This window comes from Corynebacterium sp. CQ3829_602738, assembly GCF_054478435.1.
Map to the genome: position 1 here is coordinate 105,049 of NZ_CM137003.1, position 17,642 is coordinate 122,690.

The 17,642-nt window shown below is 65.9% G+C and carries 17 protein-coding genes; 6 read left to right on the forward strand and 11 right to left on the reverse strand.

What is annotated here, in order from left to right:
- The first annotated feature begins 9 nt into the window (after window positions 1–9).
- Window positions 10–297 (forward strand): RNA-binding S4 domain-containing protein, encoded by a 288-nt coding sequence (locus ACX1NL_RS00410; protein WP_269951670.1) that lies wholly within the window; start codon window positions 10–12, stop codon window positions 295–297.
- A complete protein-coding gene (locus ACX1NL_RS00415) occupies window positions 297–980 on the forward strand; it encodes a VOC family protein (RefSeq protein WP_239306474.1) in 684 nt (227 codons plus the stop codon). Before ACX1NL_RS00410 ends, ACX1NL_RS00415 begins: the two co-directional genes overlap by 1 nt.
- Here ACX1NL_RS00415 and ACX1NL_RS00420 read toward each other — a convergent pair.
- From ACX1NL_RS00420 to ACX1NL_RS00450, 7 genes are read right to left on the reverse strand one after another with little or no spacing between them, the layout of a single operon-like run.
- Window positions 977–1,624 (reverse strand): hypothetical protein, encoded by a 648-nt coding sequence (locus ACX1NL_RS00420; protein WP_458898330.1) that lies wholly within the window; start codon window positions 1,622–1,624, stop codon window positions 977–979. The two genes, ACX1NL_RS00415 and ACX1NL_RS00420, sit on opposite strands and share 4 nt — an antisense overlap.
- A complete protein-coding gene (locus ACX1NL_RS00425; protein WP_458898331.1) occupies window positions 1,618–3,498 on the reverse strand; it encodes a M13 family metallopeptidase in 1,881 nt (626 codons plus the stop codon). Before ACX1NL_RS00425 ends, ACX1NL_RS00420 begins: the two co-directional genes overlap by 7 nt.
- Window positions 3,491–4,351 (reverse strand): cutinase family protein, encoded by an 861-nt coding sequence (locus ACX1NL_RS00430; RefSeq protein WP_458898332.1) that lies wholly within the window; start codon window positions 4,349–4,351, stop codon window positions 3,491–3,493. The genes ACX1NL_RS00425 and ACX1NL_RS00430 overlap by 8 nt, the downstream gene beginning before the upstream one ends.
- Before the next feature lie 19 nt (window positions 4,352–4,370).
- The gene (locus tag ACX1NL_RS00435) at window positions 4,371–7,568 is read right to left on the reverse strand and encodes an arabinosyltransferase domain-containing protein (RefSeq protein WP_458898333.1); all 3,198 of its coding nucleotides are present in this window, start codon (window positions 7,566–7,568) and stop codon (window positions 4,371–4,373) included.
- A gap of 10 nt (window positions 7,569–7,578) precedes the next feature.
- Entirely contained in the window at window positions 7,579–9,408 is a 1,830-nt protein-coding gene (locus tag ACX1NL_RS00440; protein WP_458898334.1) for an arabinofuranosyltransferase, read from the reverse strand.
- Window positions 9,409–9,428: 20 nt separating this feature from the next.
- On the reverse strand, window positions 9,429–10,073 hold the full coding sequence (locus tag ACX1NL_RS00445; RefSeq protein WP_392398649.1) for a response regulator transcription factor: 645 nt from the start codon (window positions 10,071–10,073) through the stop codon (window positions 9,429–9,431).
- Entirely contained in the window at window positions 10,070–10,747 is a 678-nt protein-coding gene (locus ACX1NL_RS00450) for a sensor histidine kinase (RefSeq protein WP_458898335.1), read from the reverse strand. Before ACX1NL_RS00450 ends, ACX1NL_RS00445 begins: the two co-directional genes overlap by 4 nt.
- A 92-nt stretch (window positions 10,748–10,839) precedes the next feature.
- Here ACX1NL_RS00450 and ACX1NL_RS00455 point away from each other — a divergent pair, with 92 nt between their 5' ends.
- Together ACX1NL_RS00455 and ACX1NL_RS00460 are read left to right on the forward strand one after the other, a co-directional pair.
- Window positions 10,840–11,505, forward strand: a complete 666-nt coding sequence (locus ACX1NL_RS00455; RefSeq protein WP_269951663.1) for an ABC transporter ATP-binding protein — start codon at window positions 10,840–10,842, stop codon at window positions 11,503–11,505.
- Window positions 11,502–12,893 carry an FtsX-like permease family protein gene (locus ACX1NL_RS00460; RefSeq protein WP_458898336.1) on the forward strand — a complete coding sequence of 464 codons (1,392 nt, stop codon included), beginning with the start codon at window positions 11,502–11,504 and terminating at the stop codon, window positions 12,891–12,893. The genes ACX1NL_RS00455 and ACX1NL_RS00460 overlap by 4 nt, the downstream gene beginning before the upstream one ends.
- Window positions 12,894–13,010: 117 nt before the next feature.
- Here the strand turns inward: ACX1NL_RS00460 and ACX1NL_RS00465 are convergent, their stop codons facing one another.
- Genes ACX1NL_RS00465 through ACX1NL_RS00475 form a run of 3 tightly spaced genes read right to left on the reverse strand, consistent with a single transcriptional unit; the run spans window position 13,011 to window position 15,441 of the window.
- A complete protein-coding gene (locus ACX1NL_RS00465; RefSeq protein WP_458898337.1) occupies window positions 13,011–13,775 on the reverse strand; it encodes a decaprenylphospho-beta-D-erythro-pentofuranosid-2-ulose 2-reductase in 765 nt (254 codons plus the stop codon).
- A 12-nt stretch (window positions 13,776–13,787) separates the two neighbouring features.
- Window positions 13,788–15,185: an FAD-binding oxidoreductase gene (locus ACX1NL_RS00470; protein ID WP_458898338.1), complete on the reverse strand. Its 1,398-nt coding sequence runs from the start codon at window positions 15,183–15,185 to the stop codon at window positions 13,788–13,790.
- 19 nt (window positions 15,186–15,204) lie between these two features.
- Window positions 15,205–15,441 carry a hypothetical protein gene (locus ACX1NL_RS00475; protein ID WP_269951660.1) on the reverse strand — a complete coding sequence of 79 codons (237 nt, stop codon included), beginning with the start codon at window positions 15,439–15,441 and terminating at the stop codon, window positions 15,205–15,207.
- Window positions 15,442–15,466: 25 nt separating this feature from the next.
- Here ACX1NL_RS00475 and ACX1NL_RS00480 point away from each other — a divergent pair, with 25 nt between their 5' ends.
- Both ACX1NL_RS00480 and ACX1NL_RS00485 read left to right on the forward strand, forming a co-directional pair.
- On the forward strand, window positions 15,467–16,249 hold the full coding sequence (locus ACX1NL_RS00480; RefSeq protein WP_458898339.1) for a hypothetical protein: 783 nt from the start codon (window positions 15,467–15,469) through the stop codon (window positions 16,247–16,249).
- An 11-nt stretch (window positions 16,250–16,260) separates the two neighbouring features.
- On the forward strand, window positions 16,261–16,689 hold the full coding sequence (locus ACX1NL_RS00485; protein WP_311389136.1) for a GtrA family protein: 429 nt from the start codon (window positions 16,261–16,263) through the stop codon (window positions 16,687–16,689).
- Here ACX1NL_RS00485 and glfT1 read toward each other — a convergent pair.
- Window positions 16,676–17,578, reverse strand: coding sequence for a galactofuranosyltransferase GlfT1 (gene glfT1 / locus ACX1NL_RS00490; protein WP_301614275.1), 903 nt, complete (start codon window positions 17,576–17,578; stop codon window positions 16,676–16,678). The genes ACX1NL_RS00485 and glfT1 overlap by 14 nt on opposite strands.
- Window positions 17,579–17,642: the final 64 nt, after the last annotated feature.

Genomic DNA, 17,642 nt, shown 5'->3' on the forward strand with positions numbered 1-17,642 from the left:
CTAACCGCTATGCATATCGACGTGCCCATTTCCGGCGACACGATCAAACTCGGACAATTTCTCAAACTGGCCAACCTCGCAGAATCCGGCGGCCACGCCAAGGAGGCCATCAGCGCTGGCGAGGTCACCGTCAACAACGAGGTGGTCACCTCGAGGGGGCACTCGCTTATCGACGGCGATACCGTCGGCCTTGGCGCAGATTCAGCCACGGTAGTAGTCGACGGCGACGACGGCGACTACTTCGACGAACGCACCGCCAACGACGACTTCGACCCCGAGAAGTGGAGGAACCTGTAATGCCCGCATTCGAAGGCAGGGAAGGCATGCCGTTCTGGCAGGACCTGGTCACCCAGAACCAGCTCAAGTCCACCCACTTCTACTCCCAGCTTCTGGGCTGGGAGATCGTGGACGGCACTGCCCGCAAGGAGGGCCTGCCGGTGGCCGGCATCGTGCCGGCGCAGATGGACATGTGGGTGACGTCGTTCATCGGCAGCCCGGAGAACGTGGAGAAGCTGGGCGGCAAGGTGCTCAGCTCGGACGAGACCGTGACCCTGTGCCAGGACCCGGCCGGCGGCCTGTTCGGGCTGAAGGATCCGGAGGAGCGCTTCCTCGCCGCAGGTGAGCCGGGTGTGCCGGTGTGGTACGAGTACTCCGCGCCGAGCATGGACGCCATCGACTTCTACGGAGAACTCTTCGACTGGGAGATCCGCGAGGAAGACGGCTACTTCATCGCGGTGGAGGACGGCGCGCCGTTTTTGGGCATGTACGTCGGCGAGCACGCCCAGTGGTTCAGCTACTTCGGCGTGCGCGACGTGGACGCGGCCTGCACACAGGTGGAAAACCTCGGCGGCGGGGTCGAGTTCGGGCCTGAAAATGGGACTGCCGGCGTGCACGACGCCAACGGCGCCCAGTTCTTCCTCTCCGAGGTTGACGACCCCACCTTCGACGAGGTCGACGAAGCCGACTCCGTGCTGGGCTAGAGGGCGTCGGCGGCGTCCTTGACCCGGCGGCGGATCTCCGCCGGCGTGGAGATGAACCCGTCGGCGTGGTACTCGGTGCCCTCGAGGTTTGAGCTGGCCCTGACCTGGATCAACCCGTCCACTGAGGGCTGAGTGGTGGGGAAGGTGACGATGTAGCGGTCTGCCTGCGGCAACGCTACGTCTCCAAGCGCCCACACCACTTCGGCGCCGACCAATTCAACTGCCTTCGCAGCATCTGCCACTGAGTCCACGTCCAAGATCGTGGTGCCGGACAGCTCCGCGGCGGCGGCGACGTCCGGGCGCCAGAGCATGTCTTTGGCGTTGGCGGGGCCGTCCCAAAGCGAGACTGCCCACCTGCCGTTCGGCTCCGACGGGCGGAACACAGTGCCCAGCTCGTGGGACTCCACCGTGACCCCGTCGGCCCACTTCGTGGCTGGTAGGGCGTGGTCGACGGCGGATCCGAGCATGAGCATCGCGGCGTGCGTGATGCGGTCCGGCAGCAGGGCCAGATAGTTCGGCCCGTCCTCGTACGTGGCGTGCATGTAGGACGCCAGCTGCTCCAGCTGCAGCTCCGGCGGCATGTCGCGTTTGATGCCGCCGACGTTGAAGTTCGGGTCGCCCTGCTCGTTGATGTGCTCTACCAAATCGTCACCCTGTCCTCGGGGTCGATCCACATCGTGGAGCCCTGCTCCACCTCGAACGCCTCGTAGAACTCGGCGATGTTCGCGGCGATGACGTTGCAGCGGAACTCGTTCGGCGCGTGCGGGTCGATGGCGAGCAGCTGCGAGGCCATCTCCGGGCGAGCCTTGGAGCGCCACACCCGCGCCCACGCCAGGAACAGGCGCTGGAAGCCGGTGTACTCAGAGTTTAGGTCGCCGAACTGCTGGGGTTTTTCGTCGTCGATGCCGTTGTCCTCCAGGTACTTCTTGTACGCCACCACGGCGATGCCCAGGCCGCCGAGGTCGCCGATGTTCTCGCCCAGGGTGAACTCGCCGTTGACGCCCTTCGTCTTCGTGCCCTCCAGCACCGACGGCACCAGGCCGTTGAACTGGCCGACCAGCTTGGCGGTCAGGGCCTCAAAGTTGGCGCGGTCCTCGTCGGTCCACCAGGAGTTGAGGTTGCCCAGCCCGTCGTAACGCGAGCCCTGGTCGTCGAAGCCGTGGCCGATCTCGTGGCCGATTACCGCGCCGATCGCGCCGAAGTTCTCCGCGGCGTCAGCGTCCGGGTCGAAGAACGGCGGCTGCAGGATCGCGGCGGGGAAGGTGATGTCGTTGACCACCGGGTTGTAAAACGCGTTGACCGTCTGCGGGGAAGACACCCATTCCTGCCGGTCGGAGGCCTTGCCGATCTTGGACAGCTGGTAGTCGTGCTCGAACGCGGCGCCGCGGCGGACATTCTCCACCAGGTCCTCGCCGAACTCCAGGCCCGCGTAGTTGCGCCACTTCTCCGGGTAGCCGATCTTGGCGTTGAACTGCGCGAGCTTCTCCAGCGCGCGCTGCTTCGTCGGCTCGCTCATCCACTCCAGCTGCTGGATGCGGGAGCGGTATGCGGCGATCAGGTATTCGACCAGCTCCAGCATCTTCTCCTTGGACGAGGGCGGGAAATGCTTATCGACGTAGCTCCGCCCAATATCCTCGCCTACCAGGCTCTCCGCGAGTCCCACCCCACGCTTCCAGCGGTCGCGCTGCTCGGTAGCGCCGCTTAACTTTTTTCCATAAAACTCGAAGTTGGCCTTGCCGATCTCCTCGGAGAGCACGCCGGCGCGGGAGCGCAGGATGTTCCACGCGGCCCACAGCTGCCAGTCCGCCAGTGTTTCCCGGCGCAGCATGCCGTCCAGGTCCTCAGTAAACGACGGCATCATGTTGACGACCTTTCCGGAAAGACCGGAGGCGTCGAGAAGCGTGCGCACCAAAGGCGGCAACTCCTCAAGGTCGGTGGGGTTATAGGTGGCCACCGCGTCGCGCGCCTTGACCACGTCCCAGTGGCTCGCCGCCAGCTGGGTCTCCAGGTTGACGATGCGCTCGGCGGCGATCTCAGGAGTCAGGCCCTGCAGGTACTTCGGCTCGAGGAAGCCGAGCATCTTCGCCACGTGCGCCTTGTAGGCGGCGAGGGTCTCCGCGTGGTCCTCGTCGCGGTAGTAGGCCTCGTCCGGCAGCCCCAGGCCGGACTGGAAGATGTAGGCGACGGAGTTCTCGCCCTGCGAGTCCTTCTCCACCCAGTAGCTCACCGGCCCGCCGACGCCGACGCGCTCCAGCTCGCCCAGGCCGCGCACGAACTCGTCGACGTCCGCGACCTCGATCTTGGCCAGGTCCGGGTCGAGGGAGCTGATGTCGCCGGGGTTGTCCATGAAGGACCTAAACAGGGCGCCGCCCAAACCGGCGCCGTCTTCCAAGATCGCCCGGACATCTTCTTCGGATTTGTCGCGCAGCATGTAGAACGCGCCGTCGATGCCCCGGTCAGCGGGGATGTCGTGGGTTTTCGCCCACGTGCCGTTTACAAGCTCAAAGAGGTCATTCATGCCCCAACTCTACCGCCGGAACGGGAATTTGGATGGGGGCTTGGGACTGCTCGATGATCCAGTTGGAGGCCTCGCGCTGCTGCGCCAAGGTGTAGCCGCCGTGGGAGCCGATGTCGGAGAAAATGCCCAGCGACTTCAAACCCATCGCGCGGAACAGCACGTTGAACTCGGCGAGCGGCACGCGGCCGGCCGCCAGGTTGGTGCGCATGGCGGGGGCGACCAGGCCGCGGTGGGATTCCTGCATGGAGCACACCAGGTCGTCGACGCGGCAGATCTCCAGCACGCGCGGGCCGAGCACGCCGTAGCCGCCCGGCAGCGAGCCCAGCGAGCCGCGCGAGTGCGGGGACGTGCCGGCGGAGAGCACCGCGCCGTTGCCGCCCTGGTGCGGGTTGGCAAACAGCGCCACGCCGGAGACGCGCTCCGGCTCGATCGGGCCGCGGCCGTTGGCGATGTCGCTGGTGATGGTGGCAGCGATGTCCGCGCCGAGGGAGTAGCCGGTGAAGCTGAACTTCGCGTCCGGGCAGGCGCGCGCAAGCTTATTGACGGTGGCGCGTGCGCGCTTGAGCCCGCCCGCCTTGGACTTCTCGTACTCCGAGGTGGCAAACGGGGTGGACCGGTAGGACACCCACAGCGGCTGGATCTCCCCGCCGGTGCCCAGGCGGGTGAGCACGCCGGTCATGAACACGTTGCCGCCGTGCGGCACATAGTCCGGGATGCCCTCTGCCGTGTTGGCGCCGCCCGGCACCGCGACCAGGTAATGCGCGGCGCAGCTCTGCTGTGCCTGGGCCTGGGCGGGGGTGGCTACCAGGGACAACAGCAGGGCAGCGGCGGCGGCGATTTTCGGCAGTTTCATAGCGAGGGGATTGTACCTTCTATTCCTCCGGGTCGCGCACCTTCATCGGGCCGGGGGTGTACAGGCCCCACCTGGTGGTTTCGGCCAGGTCCACCTGCGCCAGCGCCGGCGCCTCGCCGGCGGAGTTGGTGCGGCGGTGGTACTTGGCCACGGAGCCCCAGTCGCGCTGCCAGTCGCCCTTGAGGTAGCCCGGCACCTCGTAGGAGGTGTTCACGGCCTCCACCGGGGCGAGCGAGCCGCCGCCGAGGAAGTCCATGAAGCCGGACAGCTTCGCCTTGCCCGGGGCATCCGGCATGATGCGGTACTCCGGGATCTCGTCCACGCCGGCGTGGTGGTAGAAGGGGCGCTGGCAGGGGTACTGGAACGCCACGGTCCAGTCCAACAACCCCGGGGTTTCGGAGTCGAACATGGTGTTCAGCTCCACCAGCTTCGGGTTGCGCAGCGGGGTCACCGCCACCCAGTCCTTCTCCGCCAGGGAGGTGTCCTTGGCCACCAGGCGCACCACGTCGGCCTCCTCGGGCAGGTCAGCGATGGGGTAGCGCAGGTTGCGCCACTGCGGGGTCGGGCCCTGGTCCAGCATCTCCACCGCGCCGAGCTTCTGTACGCCGCCGGAAGTCTTGCGGCCGTACTGCAGCTCCAACTCGCTGCCCTCCTGCTCGATGCCGTTGATGTCGTGGTGCTTGATGCGGCCGGCCACGGACGCCACCAGCAGCGGACGCTCCTCGGAAACCTCAGGCAGGTCGAACCAGGAGGTCTCCAGCTCGGCGGATTGCGTCGGCTCGTCCTCGAACGTGCCCAGCACCGGCACGCGGGTGTAGTCCAAGCCGAACGGCAGGCGCACCGTCGAGCCGTTCACGCCGCGCATGGAGCGCGGGCGGTTGCCCTGCGTGTTCACGCGGGAGGTGGACTGCGCCTCGTCGGAGCCCGGGTCCACGTCGGCGGTGTCGTCGGACTGCACCTGCTGGTTGCTCGAGTCCGACGTGTCGGCGTTTTCGCTGGCGATAAAGGCGGGCACTCCGTCGGGGTGGAACCCGTGGTTGTCGCCGGAATCTAAGGAGCGGCCGAGCGGGACGCCGTCGATAGGCGAAAGGAATGCGTCGTTGGTGTCCTCCTCCAGCAGGACGTCCGCGCCCTGGGCGCAACGCTCGCCCGCGAAGGTGCGCACGTTGCCCATGCCCACGGAGTAGTCCGGAGCCTGGGAGACGAAAGATTTCACAAACGTCAGGCAGGACAGCGCCACTATCAGCGCCGCCGCCACGGCGATGGGGGCGGACATGACGCCGGCCCAGCGTGAGGCGTCCACAGGCTTCGGCGGGCGCATGGACTGCACCACGCCCACCACGAACACCACGAGCGCGATGGCCAGGACGATGGTGTTGAACTCCACGGCCTTCAGCTGCGGGGTGCGGTCCCACCACGGCACCGCGTAGGAGGACACGTACCACCAGCCGTTCCAGCCCGCCAGCGTCAGGGCCAGCAGGAACAGCACCGCAGCCGTGGCAAAGGAGCGGTTGCGCTTGGACTGCAGCGCGATCCGCGAGAGCACCACCGAGCCGTACGCCGCGATCGCCGCGCCGAGGCCCGCGTAGATGCCGAAGTGGTGCGTCCACTTCGTCGGCGTGAACATGAGGAAGAAGGTGGACAAGCCGATGATCAGCATCATGCGCTGCGCGGTTCGAGTTTTTTCGCCGCCGCGGGCGAACCACCACAGGGTCAGGCCGATGCATAGCAAGAGCACGAACATGGGGAAGCGGCGCGCCAGCGAGCCGTCCACCGTCTGCTCGAACAGCACGGAGTAGCGGCTCCACTCCTCGAACCAGTGCATCGCCGGGCCCACCTCGGAGCGCACCGCGGTCGCCTCCAGCACGCTCGCCAGCGTCTGGTCCTTGAACACCGGCGCCATCACAGCCATGCCCGCGCCCATAAACGGCGCGATAGAAGCGAGCTTTGCCTCTCGACGCCCAATGGTCCCCAACACCCAGGGCAAAGAAATCAGGAACACGCCCACCGCGGCGAGACCGGTCGGGCCGCACGCCAGGGTCAGCGCCGCCACGACGGTGCCCCACGCGGCGGGGACCAGGCGGTCGGTTTCCATGGCGCGCTCGAACAGCGCCCACGTGGCCATCAGGCCGAACGCGATGATCGGCTCCGGGCGGGTGCCGTTGTTGTACGGCAGCCAGAACGCCAGGAACACCAGCGCGGCGGTCCAGTGGGCGACGCGCCTGTTAGCGATGGCGGGGCCGAGCTTCGGCAGGATCTCGCGCGAGAGCAGCCACCACGTGCCCAGACCCGCAAACAGCGCGGGCAGGCGCATCCACATCGACGCCGTGGTCACCTGCGACAGCAGCGCGAGCAGGTCGTAGAACGGGGAGCCAAACGGGGCCTCCGGCACGCCGTACCAGCGGTAGTAGTTGGCCATGTAGTCCGTGTTGGCTGCCACGCGGGCCATGGTGAGCAGGTAGCCGTCGTCGGACGTGTTGGCGCCGAAGACGTGCCAGAAGCCGAGGACGGCGGCCACCAGGCCGTCGAGAGGCTTGAGCCCCTGGCGGCGCAGACGCGGGGCTGGTCTATCTAGCTTCCGCAGCGCGGCCAGGGAGATCAGGGCGCTGATCAGGCCGAGCACCATCGCCAGCGTCTTGATCAGTGTCGGCTGGGAAGTGAAGCGGGAGTTGATGTCGACGTGGGCGGACAGGCCTGCGTCGATAAGCTGCTGCTCATCCTTGAGCTCGGTGTAGATGCCGGTGAGCTGCGGGCGGTAATCCTCCTCGTCGTCCTCCTCGGCGTAGTCAGTGCCCGGGATCTCCACGGTGGTTAAGTCGTGCGCGAGGTGGGCCTCGAGCTTCGCATCGTCGGGCAGCTTGGCCACCTGCGCCGGGGTGAGCTGCAGCAGCACCTCGTTCAGGGAGCTGACCACCAGGCCACCGTCGGGGGAGGTGACAAAGAAGCCGCGGTCGCTGGCCTTCGGGGAGCCCTCAGGCAGCGTGCCCAGAAGCAGCGACTGGCCCTCGCGGAGCTCGTCGATAGCCGAAAGCGGCACGGTGACATCGAGCTGCTGCGGCGCCAGCGAAATCAGCGGCGCGTTCACGGACGCCACCGAGCCGTTCTGCGGCCACGACACCGAGGATTCCGTCTGCTTGACCGGCAGGAACGGCACGAGCAACAGCAGGACAAACGCGATCAAACCCGCGACAGTCGCGGTGGTCTGGACTCTTTTCACAGCGGACACCTTACTTCCTCACCGCCACAGCGAACGGGCCGAACTGCTCGAGGTCCCAGTCCTTCTCGAATGCGTCTGGGTTGAAGAACAGGCCCTCGTAGCGCACGTTCGGCTGGCTCGGGTAAATGTCGTGCGCAATGTGGGTCTTCAGCCCGTCCTTACCGTTGTCGCGGAACACGAACGCGACAGGCGGCTCCCACTGCGAGTTGTCCACCGCCTCGGTGAACTTCTCCGGATCCTCGTAGGAGAGCTCCGCCCACTGCTTCAGCTCGTCGTTGCGGTGCTCGAACTCGCCCAGCGGGTTGGCGTAGTGGCTGGTGTAGGCGTTGAACGCGTAGAAGGGCTGGAAGGCCATGAAGTTGATCTCGTCGGTGTAGATCACCGCGTCGTTCTTCATGTGGCCGTGCTCTTCGATGAAGTCGGCCATCTCCTGGTAGTAGCGGCCCGCGTCCGGCGGGAAGCGGTCCGCGCGCTCGCCGTTGCCGTCAGTGTCGGCGTAGGCCTGGTCGATGTAGTCCTCGTTTTCCACCGGGATGTTCTGCACCATCTGCAGCGCGCCCACCGCGAGGACCGCGGCGACGGCGGTGGTGTACTTGTTCAGCCCGAACTCGGAGATCGCAATCACGCCGAGGGTGGCAAACAGCGCCACAATCAGCACCTCGAGGCGGAAGCCCAAAAGGGAGGTGCCCAGCAGGGTGACCGCCATCGAGGCCAGCGCCCACAGGTAGCACACGCCTATCGACGCACCAAGGGCCGCCACCTCAGGCTCCTTGATCCTGTAAATCAGGTAGATCAAGCCGATCATGGACAAAAGACCGATCAGCGAGAACGACAGGAACGGTAGCGGGAAGTACGTGCCCTCGATGGGCAGGAAGTGGTTCGCGGTGGACTCCAGCGGTTCGTCGCCGGTGATGACCCGCCAGATGTACGGGCCCCAGGAGATCGCGGCGATGGCCATCGACCCCAGGCCCGTGACCAGCAGGTGCACCAGCGGTTGGACCGAGCGCTTGGTGAAGGTGTGGATGATGGCCAGCACCACCATGGTCAGCGCGGCAATGGCGGTGAACAGGGTGTAGAAGCTGGCGGAAATGCCCAGGTAGACAGCCAGCGCGATGGTGGACGCCCACGAGCCGTTGACCGCGCGGTACGACATCACGGCCGCCGCCGGCACGAACATGGCCACCACTGCCGCATACGGCTCCTCCGGCACCTCCGTGAGCACAACCGCGGTGGTCACGGTGGCGATGGCGAGCGCGGTGGGCAGCGAGCCGGTGAGCCTGCGCCACACCGGGGTGAGCATCGCCGCTGCCGCCGCCAGCGTGGCGATCGCGAACGGCTGGTACACCTCCCAGCCCTGCATGCCCAGCACGTTGGCGGTGCGCCCGCCCAGCCAGAACCAGCCCATGGGGTAGAAGGTGGGCAGATCCTTATACGCCATGTCCGCGTGGCCGAGGTTCTCCGTCATGCGCGACAGGAACTGGGTGCGGAAGCCTTGGTCCACCTGGATGCCATCCAGGTAGAGCCGGGTCGCGCCCAGCGGTATGCCGATGGAGGACACCACCAGCCCCGCCGGCACCAACGTCATCACGGCCGCGGAAATCCAGGGCTTCTTGCCCTTGGTCCACAGCACGGCCAAAACGACGCCGACGCCGATGCAGACGAAGGACGCGGCGGTGGCCAAAGACCTGGTCACCATCGACGTGTTGAACGCCGGCAGCGAGATCTTGTGCAGCACGAACCAGGCGGCTAGGGCGATCACGCCGCCGGCGAGCCCGGCCGCGACAGTCCGGGCAGCGGTTTGCCCAACCGACTGCTCGTCGGGGTGGTAAGCGGTAGTCATACGTAACAGTTTCGCATACGCTACCCAACTCCACGTTCTGCCAGGTACATCAGGATCGCGCGTACTCGACGGTTGTCCTCGTCGGGGGTGAGCCCCAGTTTGGAGAAGATGCTGGAGACGTGCTTCGCCACCGCAGCGCCGGAGAGGTAGAGCTGCTCGGAGATCTGCGCGTTGGACAGGCCCTCCGCCATGTGTTCGAGTACTTCCATCTCGCGCGGCGTGAGCGTGGTTAGCCAGCGCGAGCTCGCGGCCATGAGCGCGCTGGCCACGTCCGGGTCGATGACCACCCCGCCGGACGCCACGGTTTCGCACGCCTGGATGAAGTCTTTCACCTCGGCGACGCGGTCTTTCAGCAGGTAGCCGGTGCCGCCGTCGCCGCCGGAGAACAGTTCCCGCGCGTAGGCGGGCGCGACGTACTGCGACAACACCAGCACGTTGACCGGGCCCCGGTGGCGCAGCTCCAGTGCTGCTTGCAGGCCGTCGTCGCGCATGTTCGGCGGCATGCGCACGTCCGTGATCACCAGGTCGGGCGCATGCGTATCGACGACCCCCTGCACCCGATCCGCACTATCCACCTGCGCCACAACCTCGTGGCCGCGCCGGGTGAGTAGGCCGGCGACGCCTTCCCGCAGCAGTGCGGAGTCGTCCGCGATAACAATTCTCATGGCGCAATCCCACTTTCTCCCCGGAACAACAGCAACGGAATACGGGCGGTGACGGTGGTTGGCCCGCCGTCGGGCGAGTGGAGTTCCAGCTCGCCGCCGAACGCCGCGACTCGTTCCTGCATCCCGTCGAGCCCACCGCCGGGGGTGATGCGCGCGTTGCCGCCGCCCTGGTCGGTGACCGAGATGTTCAGGGTGTGGTCACAGGTCACGAGCACGCTGACAGGTTCTTGGGGTGCGTGCTTCGCGGCGTTGGTGAGCGCTTCGGCGGTGAAGAAGTAGGCGGCGGCGGTGACGGAGCCGTCGATACGCGGCAGCTCGTGCGGCGCACGGACCGTGACGTGCGGGCCGTACTGGGCGGCGGCCGTCTCGATTGCGGCGATGAGTCCGTGATCCGACAACTCCCGCGGGTGGATGCCGCGCACGGTTCTCCTGAGTGCGTCGAGGCCGTTGTGGAGGTCGCGGGCGGCGTCGTCGAGAAGCGGCGAATCGACATCCAGCCTGGCCTCGCCAAGTTTCATCGCCGCGGCCACGAAGTACTGCTGCGCACCGTCGTGCAGGTCGCGCTCGATGCGCAGGCGTTCCACCTCGTAGGCCTCCGCAATCTTGCGTCGCGACGCGGTGAGCTGGTGGATCTTCGCCGCCGCCCGCTGCTCGTGGTTTCTTCTTCGCCGCATGTCCGAAAGCGTAGCGGGGTAGAGCTAGCACTACCCATATTCGGGAGTCAGGACCATAGTGCTTAGCCGCGACCACCTGTGAAATAGAAACCATGCTTGAACTCAGAGACATCACAAAGTCATTCCCCCAGCAGCGGGTCCTCGAAGGCATCAGCCTTTCGGTGAGCAACGGCGAATCCGTGGCCATCATGGGGCCCTCGGGCTCCGGCAAGTCGACCCTGCTGCACTGCATGTCCGGCGTGCTCGTGCCCGACCAGGGCGAGGTGCTTTTCGACGGCCACGATGTGGCCGCAATGAGCGACGCCGAACGCTCGCGCCTGCGCCTGGAGCACTTCGGCTTCATCTTCCAAGACGGCCAGTTGCTGCCGGAGCTGACCGCCACCGAAAACGTCGCCCTGCCGCAGATCATGCGCGGGGTGCCGCGGTCGCAAGCACACGACGAAGCCATTGACATGCTCACACGCCTGGGCTTGGGTGCCTATGTGGACCGGTACCCGGGGCAGCTTTCCGGCGGCCAAGGGCAGCGCGTAGCCATCGCGCGTGCTTTGGCCGGGCCGCCGTCTGTGGTCTTCGCTGACGAGCCGACGGCGGCGTTGGACCAGGCCACCGGCCACGAAGTCATGCAGCAGATCGTGGCCGTGTGCCAAAAGTTCGGCGTGACACTCGTCGTGGTCACGCACGACCCGAAGATCGCTGACTGGTGCAGCCGGCGCGTTGAAATCCGCGACGGCCTGATCCACTCGGAGGTGGCGCGATGAGCGCAGTGACGTTGATGCGGTCGGCGGTGTCGCAGACAAGCGAAGGGCGCTCGCAGCGGCAGATCGGCGAGCGCTGGGTTCGTGCGCTGTCGCTGGTTGCGGTGACGGTGGCGACCTGGATGCTGTGCACCCTTATGGGCGGCACCTGGATGTTCGTGGCGCGCGACAGACACCCGCACGAGGCGCTCGTGGAAGTCTCGAAAGACCTGGGCGGGCCGATCTCCATCACGTATATCTTCCTCGCGCTATTCGCGTGCGTGCTGCTCGTGCCGAGCCTGTTGGGTCTGCTCACCCAGGCCGCGCGCGCGAACCTGGGCGGGCGCGAGGAGCACCTGGCGGTGCTTCGCCTCATCGGCGCGACCGCCGGCGAGGTACGCGGGATGATGATCCTGGAATCGCTGCGCCAGGCGCTTGTCGGGTTGGTGCTGGGCTCGGTGCTGTACATAGTTACGTGCCCGGCGTGGAGTTTGCTGACGTTCCAGGAAAAGCGCGTCGACACCTGGGAAATGCTCACCTGGTGGGTCATCCCCATCGCCTGGATCGTCGTGCTGGTGTTGGCTGCGTGCTCAGTGTGGCTTGCTTTGCGACGAGTCTCCGTCACCCCACTCGGCGTCACCAAGAAAATCCCACCAAAGGGACAGAACATGATCACGCTGGTGCTCTCACTGGTTGGTGCGGTGGTGCTGTACCGCTACCTAAGCTCGCTGAGCATCGCTCCGAAGGCAGACGCGTTGGAGTTCGTGGTGGTGCTGGTCGTAGCCGGCGGCATTCTCAACGTCAACGCACTGATCGCCGTCGGCGTGATCCAACTCCTCGCACGCCTGAGCTACCGGGTCCCCGGGGCCGCAAACTACGTTGCCACGCGTCGGGTCGGCCGAGGCGCGAAAACCACCTGGAAGCGAGTGACCGCCCTGTACTTCGTGGCGTTCATTGGCGGTATTGGCGCCTGGATCTCCGCAGTACCGGAAGTCGAGGAAGAGCCCGTCCTGAAAATGATCACGGGTGATACTCCCCCCGGTGTGGCTATCACCGCCGTCTTCGCGGCGGTCTTGCTGGTGTCATCCACCCTGCTCACTCAGGCACTGGCCGTGGTGGAGCAGAAGCAACTGACCAAATCGCTCTACTTCATTGGCGCGCCGGCCGCGTTCCACACCAAGGTGGCCGTGCGCGAGGTTGGGGTTCCAATGCTGGTGGTGTCGCTGCTCGGGTTCGGCATGGGCAGCCTGATGGGCACCATCATGGTCATGATCCACGTCAACGTGCTGGACAAGGTGGCCCTGTTCGGCGGGCTTGTTGCGGTCGCGCTGGTTGGCTGTGTCCTGGCGGTGGTGGGGACCGGTCGGCTTCGCGAGCAGGTGCTGCTCGGCATGGGCCGCGCCAAGGACTAGGTGGTCCTGATACTTTCAGACAGAAAAGTCAGGGTCCTGGGGATATAGGGCCGGTCTGACAAATTCAGCCGCGATCCGTCAGCGGGGACGGATCGCGGCTGAATTATGCGGGCAGTACTAGAAGTTCAGCTTGCTCATGATCGGCGCCGGGATGGCCTTCAGCACCAGGGAGATGGGGCCGAAGAGCTTGTGCACGAACACGGAGGACTTGCCGGCCAGGGCGGCCTCGACGGCGGCCTCGGCGACATCTTCCTTGTTCACGGTGAGCGGGGCTTCATCCAAGCCGTCGGTCATCTTGGTGCGCACCTGGCCCGGGCGCACGACGGTGACGGTGACGCCGTCGTCCTTCAGGGCCTCGCCGAGCTGCAGGTAGAACCCGTCGATGCCCGCCTTGGAGGCGCCGTAGACGAAGTTGGAGCGGCGCACGCGCTGGCCCGCCACGGACGACAGGGCGATGATCGTGCCGTGGCCCTGGCGCTTCATGTGCTGGCCCAAAAGCACGCCCACGGACATCGGGGCGGTGAAGTTGGTCTGCGCGGATGCCACTGCCGCCGCCTGGTCCTGCCAGAGCTGCTCCTGGTCACCGAGGGTGCCAAAGGCGACCACGGCAACGTCGACGTCGCCGTCTGCAAACGCGGCGTCGATGACGGCCGGGTGGGCGGCGAAATCGAGCGCGTCGAAGTCGATCAGGCGCACGTGGCCTGCGCCGGCTTGTTGGACGGCCGAGATCGCGCCGTCGATACGCGGGGAGTCCTTGCGCGCACACAGGGTGACGGTGGGGTTGCCGCCGCGGGAGGCGAGCTCGGCGACGATGGCGAGGCCGATCTCGCTGGTGCCGCCAAGGAGCAGGATGTGCTGGGCTTGGCCTACTGCATTCAACATGGTCGGTTCTCCTTAGTTCAGCTCGAGTCGGCGGGACATGTCGGACGCGAACACGCCGGTCGGGTCGATGTCGCGGCGGGTCTTCAGCCAGCCGGGCAGCTCCGGGTACATCTTGTGGAACTTCTCGGCGGAGGTGCGGGACTCCTTAGCCAGGTAGAGGCGGCCGCCGAACTGCATGACCTGGTCGTCCAGGCGGTCCAGGAACTCGTTGAGGCCCGGGCGGATCGGGAAGTCCACGCACACGTTCCAGCCCTTCATCGGGTAGGACAGCGGCGCCTGGTTGCCCTCGCCGAACAGCTTGAACACGTTCAGGGCGGTGTAGTGGCCGGAAGACTGGATGTCGTAGATGATGTCCTTGAACGGCTCCACGGCGTCGGTGGGCACGACGAACTGGTACTGCAGGAAGCCGGCCTTGCCGTAGCCGCGGTTCCACTCGCCGATGAGATCCAGCGGCTGGTAGAACTGCGTGAGGTTTTTCACGTCGTTGCGGGAAGGCGAACCCATCAGGTAGTACGCCTCGCCGATGGCCATCAGCGACAGCTTGTTCATGGTCCAGGACGGGAAGATGTCCGGCACCGTCATCAGCTGCGGGGCGTTGAACTTCAGCGGGTCCTTGGCCAGCTTCGGCGCGAACTCCTTGAGCTGGTCCAGGGTGGCCAAAGAGCCGCGGGAGATGGTGGAGCGGCCGGTCTTCGGCGGGGCGGAGATCGCGTCGAACCAGGCCGAGGAGTAGGTGTAATTCACCTCGGAGCCGTCGGAGTGGGCCGCGATCGTCTCGTCGAGGGTGTCGGTGCGGTCGGTGTCCGCGATGAAGTAGGCGGTCTCCGTGAACGTCATCTGGATGCGGGCGCGCAGGATGATGCCGGTCAGGCCCATGCCGCCGACGGTGGCCCAGAACAGCTCGGCAGTTTCGCCCGTCGGCTCCAGGTGCAGCACGCGGCCGTCCGCGACCAAAAGCTCCATAGAGAGCACGTGGTTGCCGAAGGAGCCTGCGGAGTGGTGGTTTTTGCCGTGGATGTCCGGGCCGATGGCGCCGCCGATGGTCACCTGGCGGGTGCCGGGCAGCACCGGGACCCACAGGCCGTAGGGCAGCGCGGCCTTCATCAGCTGGTCGAGGGTGACGCCGGCGTCCACGTCGACGATGCCGGTGTCAGGGTCGATGGAGTGGATGCGGTTCAGCGGGGTCATGTCGACGACGAGGCCGCCGCCGTTTTGGGCGGGGTCGCCGTAGGAGCGGCCCATGCCGCGGGCGATGATGCCGCGGCGCTTGTGTTCTGGAAGCTCGGAGTTTTCGTCTGCCACCTGCTTGACTGCCTGGGCGATGGTGTCAACGTCTGCGGTGGAGAGGACCTGCGCGGTTGAGGGGGCGGTGCGGCCCCATCCGTAGAGGGATTGGGTTGTCAGTTCCATGCCCTCAACCATAGTCATACTAAAGGTCCATAATCGCGCGAATCTCCGCGGGCAGCTCCTCCTGACTGGAAATCACAGGTTTGCCGGCTGCCTTGTGCTCGCGCAGGATCTCGTAGATCCGGGTGCGGCCTTTGGAGTCCACGAAGGGCAGTTCTTCTGCCATGAGGCGGACCATGAAGTCGGACAACGGGGCGTCGATACGCTGTGCTGCCTCGTGGATCGCGTGGGGGTCGTTGCCTTTGTAATGCTTCCTCATGGAAAGAAAGCCTATATTGGGCGCCATGTCCAGCACCCTCTACCGCTCAGACCACCTCGCGCCGGTGATCCGCCTCACCGAGCGCCGGGCTGGTGCGACGCTGCTTGTGCGCGTCGGCCTGGTGTCGGATGAGGTTGTGTACCGGTGGGTGGGCATCGACGAGGACGCGACCATCGCGGACTGCTGCGAGATCGTGGGGGAGGTGTTCGGCGTCGAGGAGGTGGGTGCGGATGCGCCCCAGGAGCGTTTGCTTTGCGACGTCCTAAAGTCCCCCGGCGATTCCACCCACTTTTCCCACGGCCTGTGGTCCTTCGAGATGCAGTTGGCCAACGTGTATCCGCGCGACGAGTCCACGCCGCCGTCCGTGTGCGTGGCGGGTTCGGGAGCGTTCGGGCCCCACGGGTTCGATATTGGGAAGGTCAACGCCCGGCTGATGGGGGAGGTCGAGGTGCCGGGGCTGCGCGCCGAGGTGCGCGAATTCATGGCGCGGGCGCGCGGCCACGACTTCGCCCCGCTGCTGCAGGCCCTGGATGTCGGTGCGGGGGAGCGGATCGAGGCGCTGCCGGTGGAGACCGGGCGCGTAGGGAGGGACGCCTTCTGGTCCCTGGTCTTCGCGCTGACCTGCTGCGCGGGCGCGGAGACCGCGCACATCGCGGAGAGCATCTTCGCCTCCCTGGGGCACGGCGAGTTGCCGATCGGGGAGATCCGGGAGCTGTGCGCCAAGTCGCTCGCTGAGCTGGATGAGATCGGCGGCGAACGGAGCGCGGCGGAGATGTTGGATATCTACCGCCAGCTCATCCGCGGGTAGGGTATTCGCCCGTGGCCTCAAGTTCTACCCTGAAACAGCAGCTCATCCCGTTCCTTGTTATCGGCGTGGGCTGCGCAGTCATCGACTTCGGCATCACCCACAGCCTCATCGAGTTCATGGGGGTGCAGCGCGACCTTGCCAAGGCGGTGGGCTGGGTCTTCGGCACGCTCGCCGCGTACGTGCTCAACTCCAAGTTCTCCTTCGACGCCAAAATCAACGCGAAGAAGGCCAGCGCCGTGTTCGTGCTCTACGCCGTGACGTTTGCGGTGCAGATGGTGCTGTGGCGCATCACGGACTCGCCGCTGACCAACCTGGGGCTGGTCAACCCGTGGAAGAACCTGGTCTCGTTCGTGATTGCCCAGGGCGTGGCCACCGTGACCAACTTCGAGCTGCAGCGGCACCTGATCTTCCGCGAAGCCAAGAAAACTATGGCCGCCTAAAGTCCTCTTTGGCTCCCCGCCGAAGTAGCTTCAGCCACTCGATGAACGCCTTCGGGTCCTTCTTCTCCAGCAGGAAGAACCAGCCGAAGCGCACCACCTCCTGCAGCTGCATCTTCTTCATGCCGCGCTGGTTAATGATGTAGCCGCGGTTCCGGTACGTGAAATACCGCTTGGTGGGGTTGTCCGGGAACTGGGCGTGGGCGCGGCCGCCCATGATCGGGTGGAACTCGCCCGAGCCGTCCGGGTGCAGGTAGAACGTGGTCAGCGCCGTGCCGTAGGGAAGTCCGGATTGTGCCAGACGACGGTGGTACTCCACCTCGTCGCCCCGGATAAACAGACGGTAATCCGGCACGCCGATGCGCTCCATCGCCTTTGCCGAGATCAGCGCGCCGTTGAACAGGCTGGCGTACTGAGGCAAAAAATCGCCTTCGAGCTCATCTACGCGGCGGTGCCAGGTCGTTCCCTGGCGTAGCGGGAACGCCAGCTTCTCAGGGTCGTCGATGTTCGCCACCACCGGGGAGACCTCCGCCAACTGGTGCTTTTCTGCGACCCGATACAGCTCTTTGAGCACGTGCTCATCCTTGGGGCGGCCGTCGTCGTCCGCGCACCAGATCGCGTCCGCGCCCAGGGCAAGCGCGTGCAGGAATCCGTAGGCGAACCCGCCCGCTCCGCCCAGGTTGGTTTTGGATGGGAGGTAGACGGCGCGGTCGGCCGCGAGGTCGTCGAGAAGCTCCTGCACCTCTTGTTGCGCCCCGTTGTCCACCACAATCACCCAATCCACCGGATGCGTCTGGTTGACAACCTGCTCAAGCGAATGTTTCAGCAGGTCAACGCGGCGGTGGGTGACAATCACGGCGGCGGTCGTGCCGTTCGGATTCAACGCAGTCATGCCTTTTATTGTGCCCGAGGGATCCAAACGCGCATTCTTCACGTCTAAGTAGGCATGGTGAATT

Excerpts from the sequence above, each read along its gene's own strand:
- ACX1NL_RS00480 (WP_458898339.1), top strand. The coding sequence starts at position 15,467 with ATGTCCAGCACCCTCTACCGCTCAGACCACCTCGCGCCGGTGATCCGC.
- ACX1NL_RS00455 (WP_269951663.1), top strand. The coding sequence starts at position 10,840 with ATGCTTGAACTCAGAGACATCACAAAGTCATTCCCCCAGCAGCGGGTC.
- ACX1NL_RS00440 (WP_458898334.1), bottom strand. The coding sequence starts at position 9,408 with ATGACTACCGCTTACCACCCCGACGAGCAGTCGGTTGGGCAAACCGCT.
- ACX1NL_RS00460 (WP_458898336.1), top strand. The coding sequence starts at position 11,502 with ATGAGCGCAGTGACGTTGATGCGGTCGGCGGTGTCGCAGACAAGCGAA.
- ACX1NL_RS00465 (WP_458898337.1), bottom strand. The coding sequence starts at position 13,775 with ATGTTGAATGCAGTAGGCCAAGCCCAGCACATCCTGCTCCTTGGCGGC.
- ACX1NL_RS00450 (WP_458898335.1), bottom strand. The coding sequence starts at position 10,747 with ATGCGGCGAAGAAGAAACCACGAGCAGCGGGCGGCGGCGAAGATCCAC.
- glfT1 (WP_301614275.1), bottom strand. The coding sequence starts at position 17,578 with ATGACTGCGTTGAATCCGAACGGCACGACCGCCGCCGTGATTGTCACC.
- ACX1NL_RS00430 (WP_458898332.1), bottom strand. The coding sequence starts at position 4,351 with ATGAAACTGCCGAAAATCGCCGCCGCCGCTGCCCTGCTGTTGTCCCTG.
- ACX1NL_RS00475 (WP_269951660.1), bottom strand. The coding sequence starts at position 15,441 with ATGAGGAAGCATTACAAAGGCAACGACCCCCACGCGATCCACGAGGCA.
- ACX1NL_RS00470 (WP_458898338.1), bottom strand. The coding sequence starts at position 15,185 with ATGGAACTGACAACCCAATCCCTCTACGGATGGGGCCGCACCGCCCCC.
- ACX1NL_RS00415 (WP_239306474.1), top strand. The coding sequence starts at position 297 with ATGCCCGCATTCGAAGGCAGGGAAGGCATGCCGTTCTGGCAGGACCTG.
- ACX1NL_RS00410 (WP_269951670.1), top strand. The coding sequence starts at position 10 with ATGCATATCGACGTGCCCATTTCCGGCGACACGATCAAACTCGGACAA.
- ACX1NL_RS00445 (WP_392398649.1), bottom strand. The coding sequence starts at position 10,073 with ATGAGAATTGTTATCGCGGACGACTCCGCACTGCTGCGGGAAGGCGTC.
- ACX1NL_RS00425 (WP_458898331.1), bottom strand. The coding sequence starts at position 3,498 with ATGAATGACCTCTTTGAGCTTGTAAACGGCACGTGGGCGAAAACCCAC.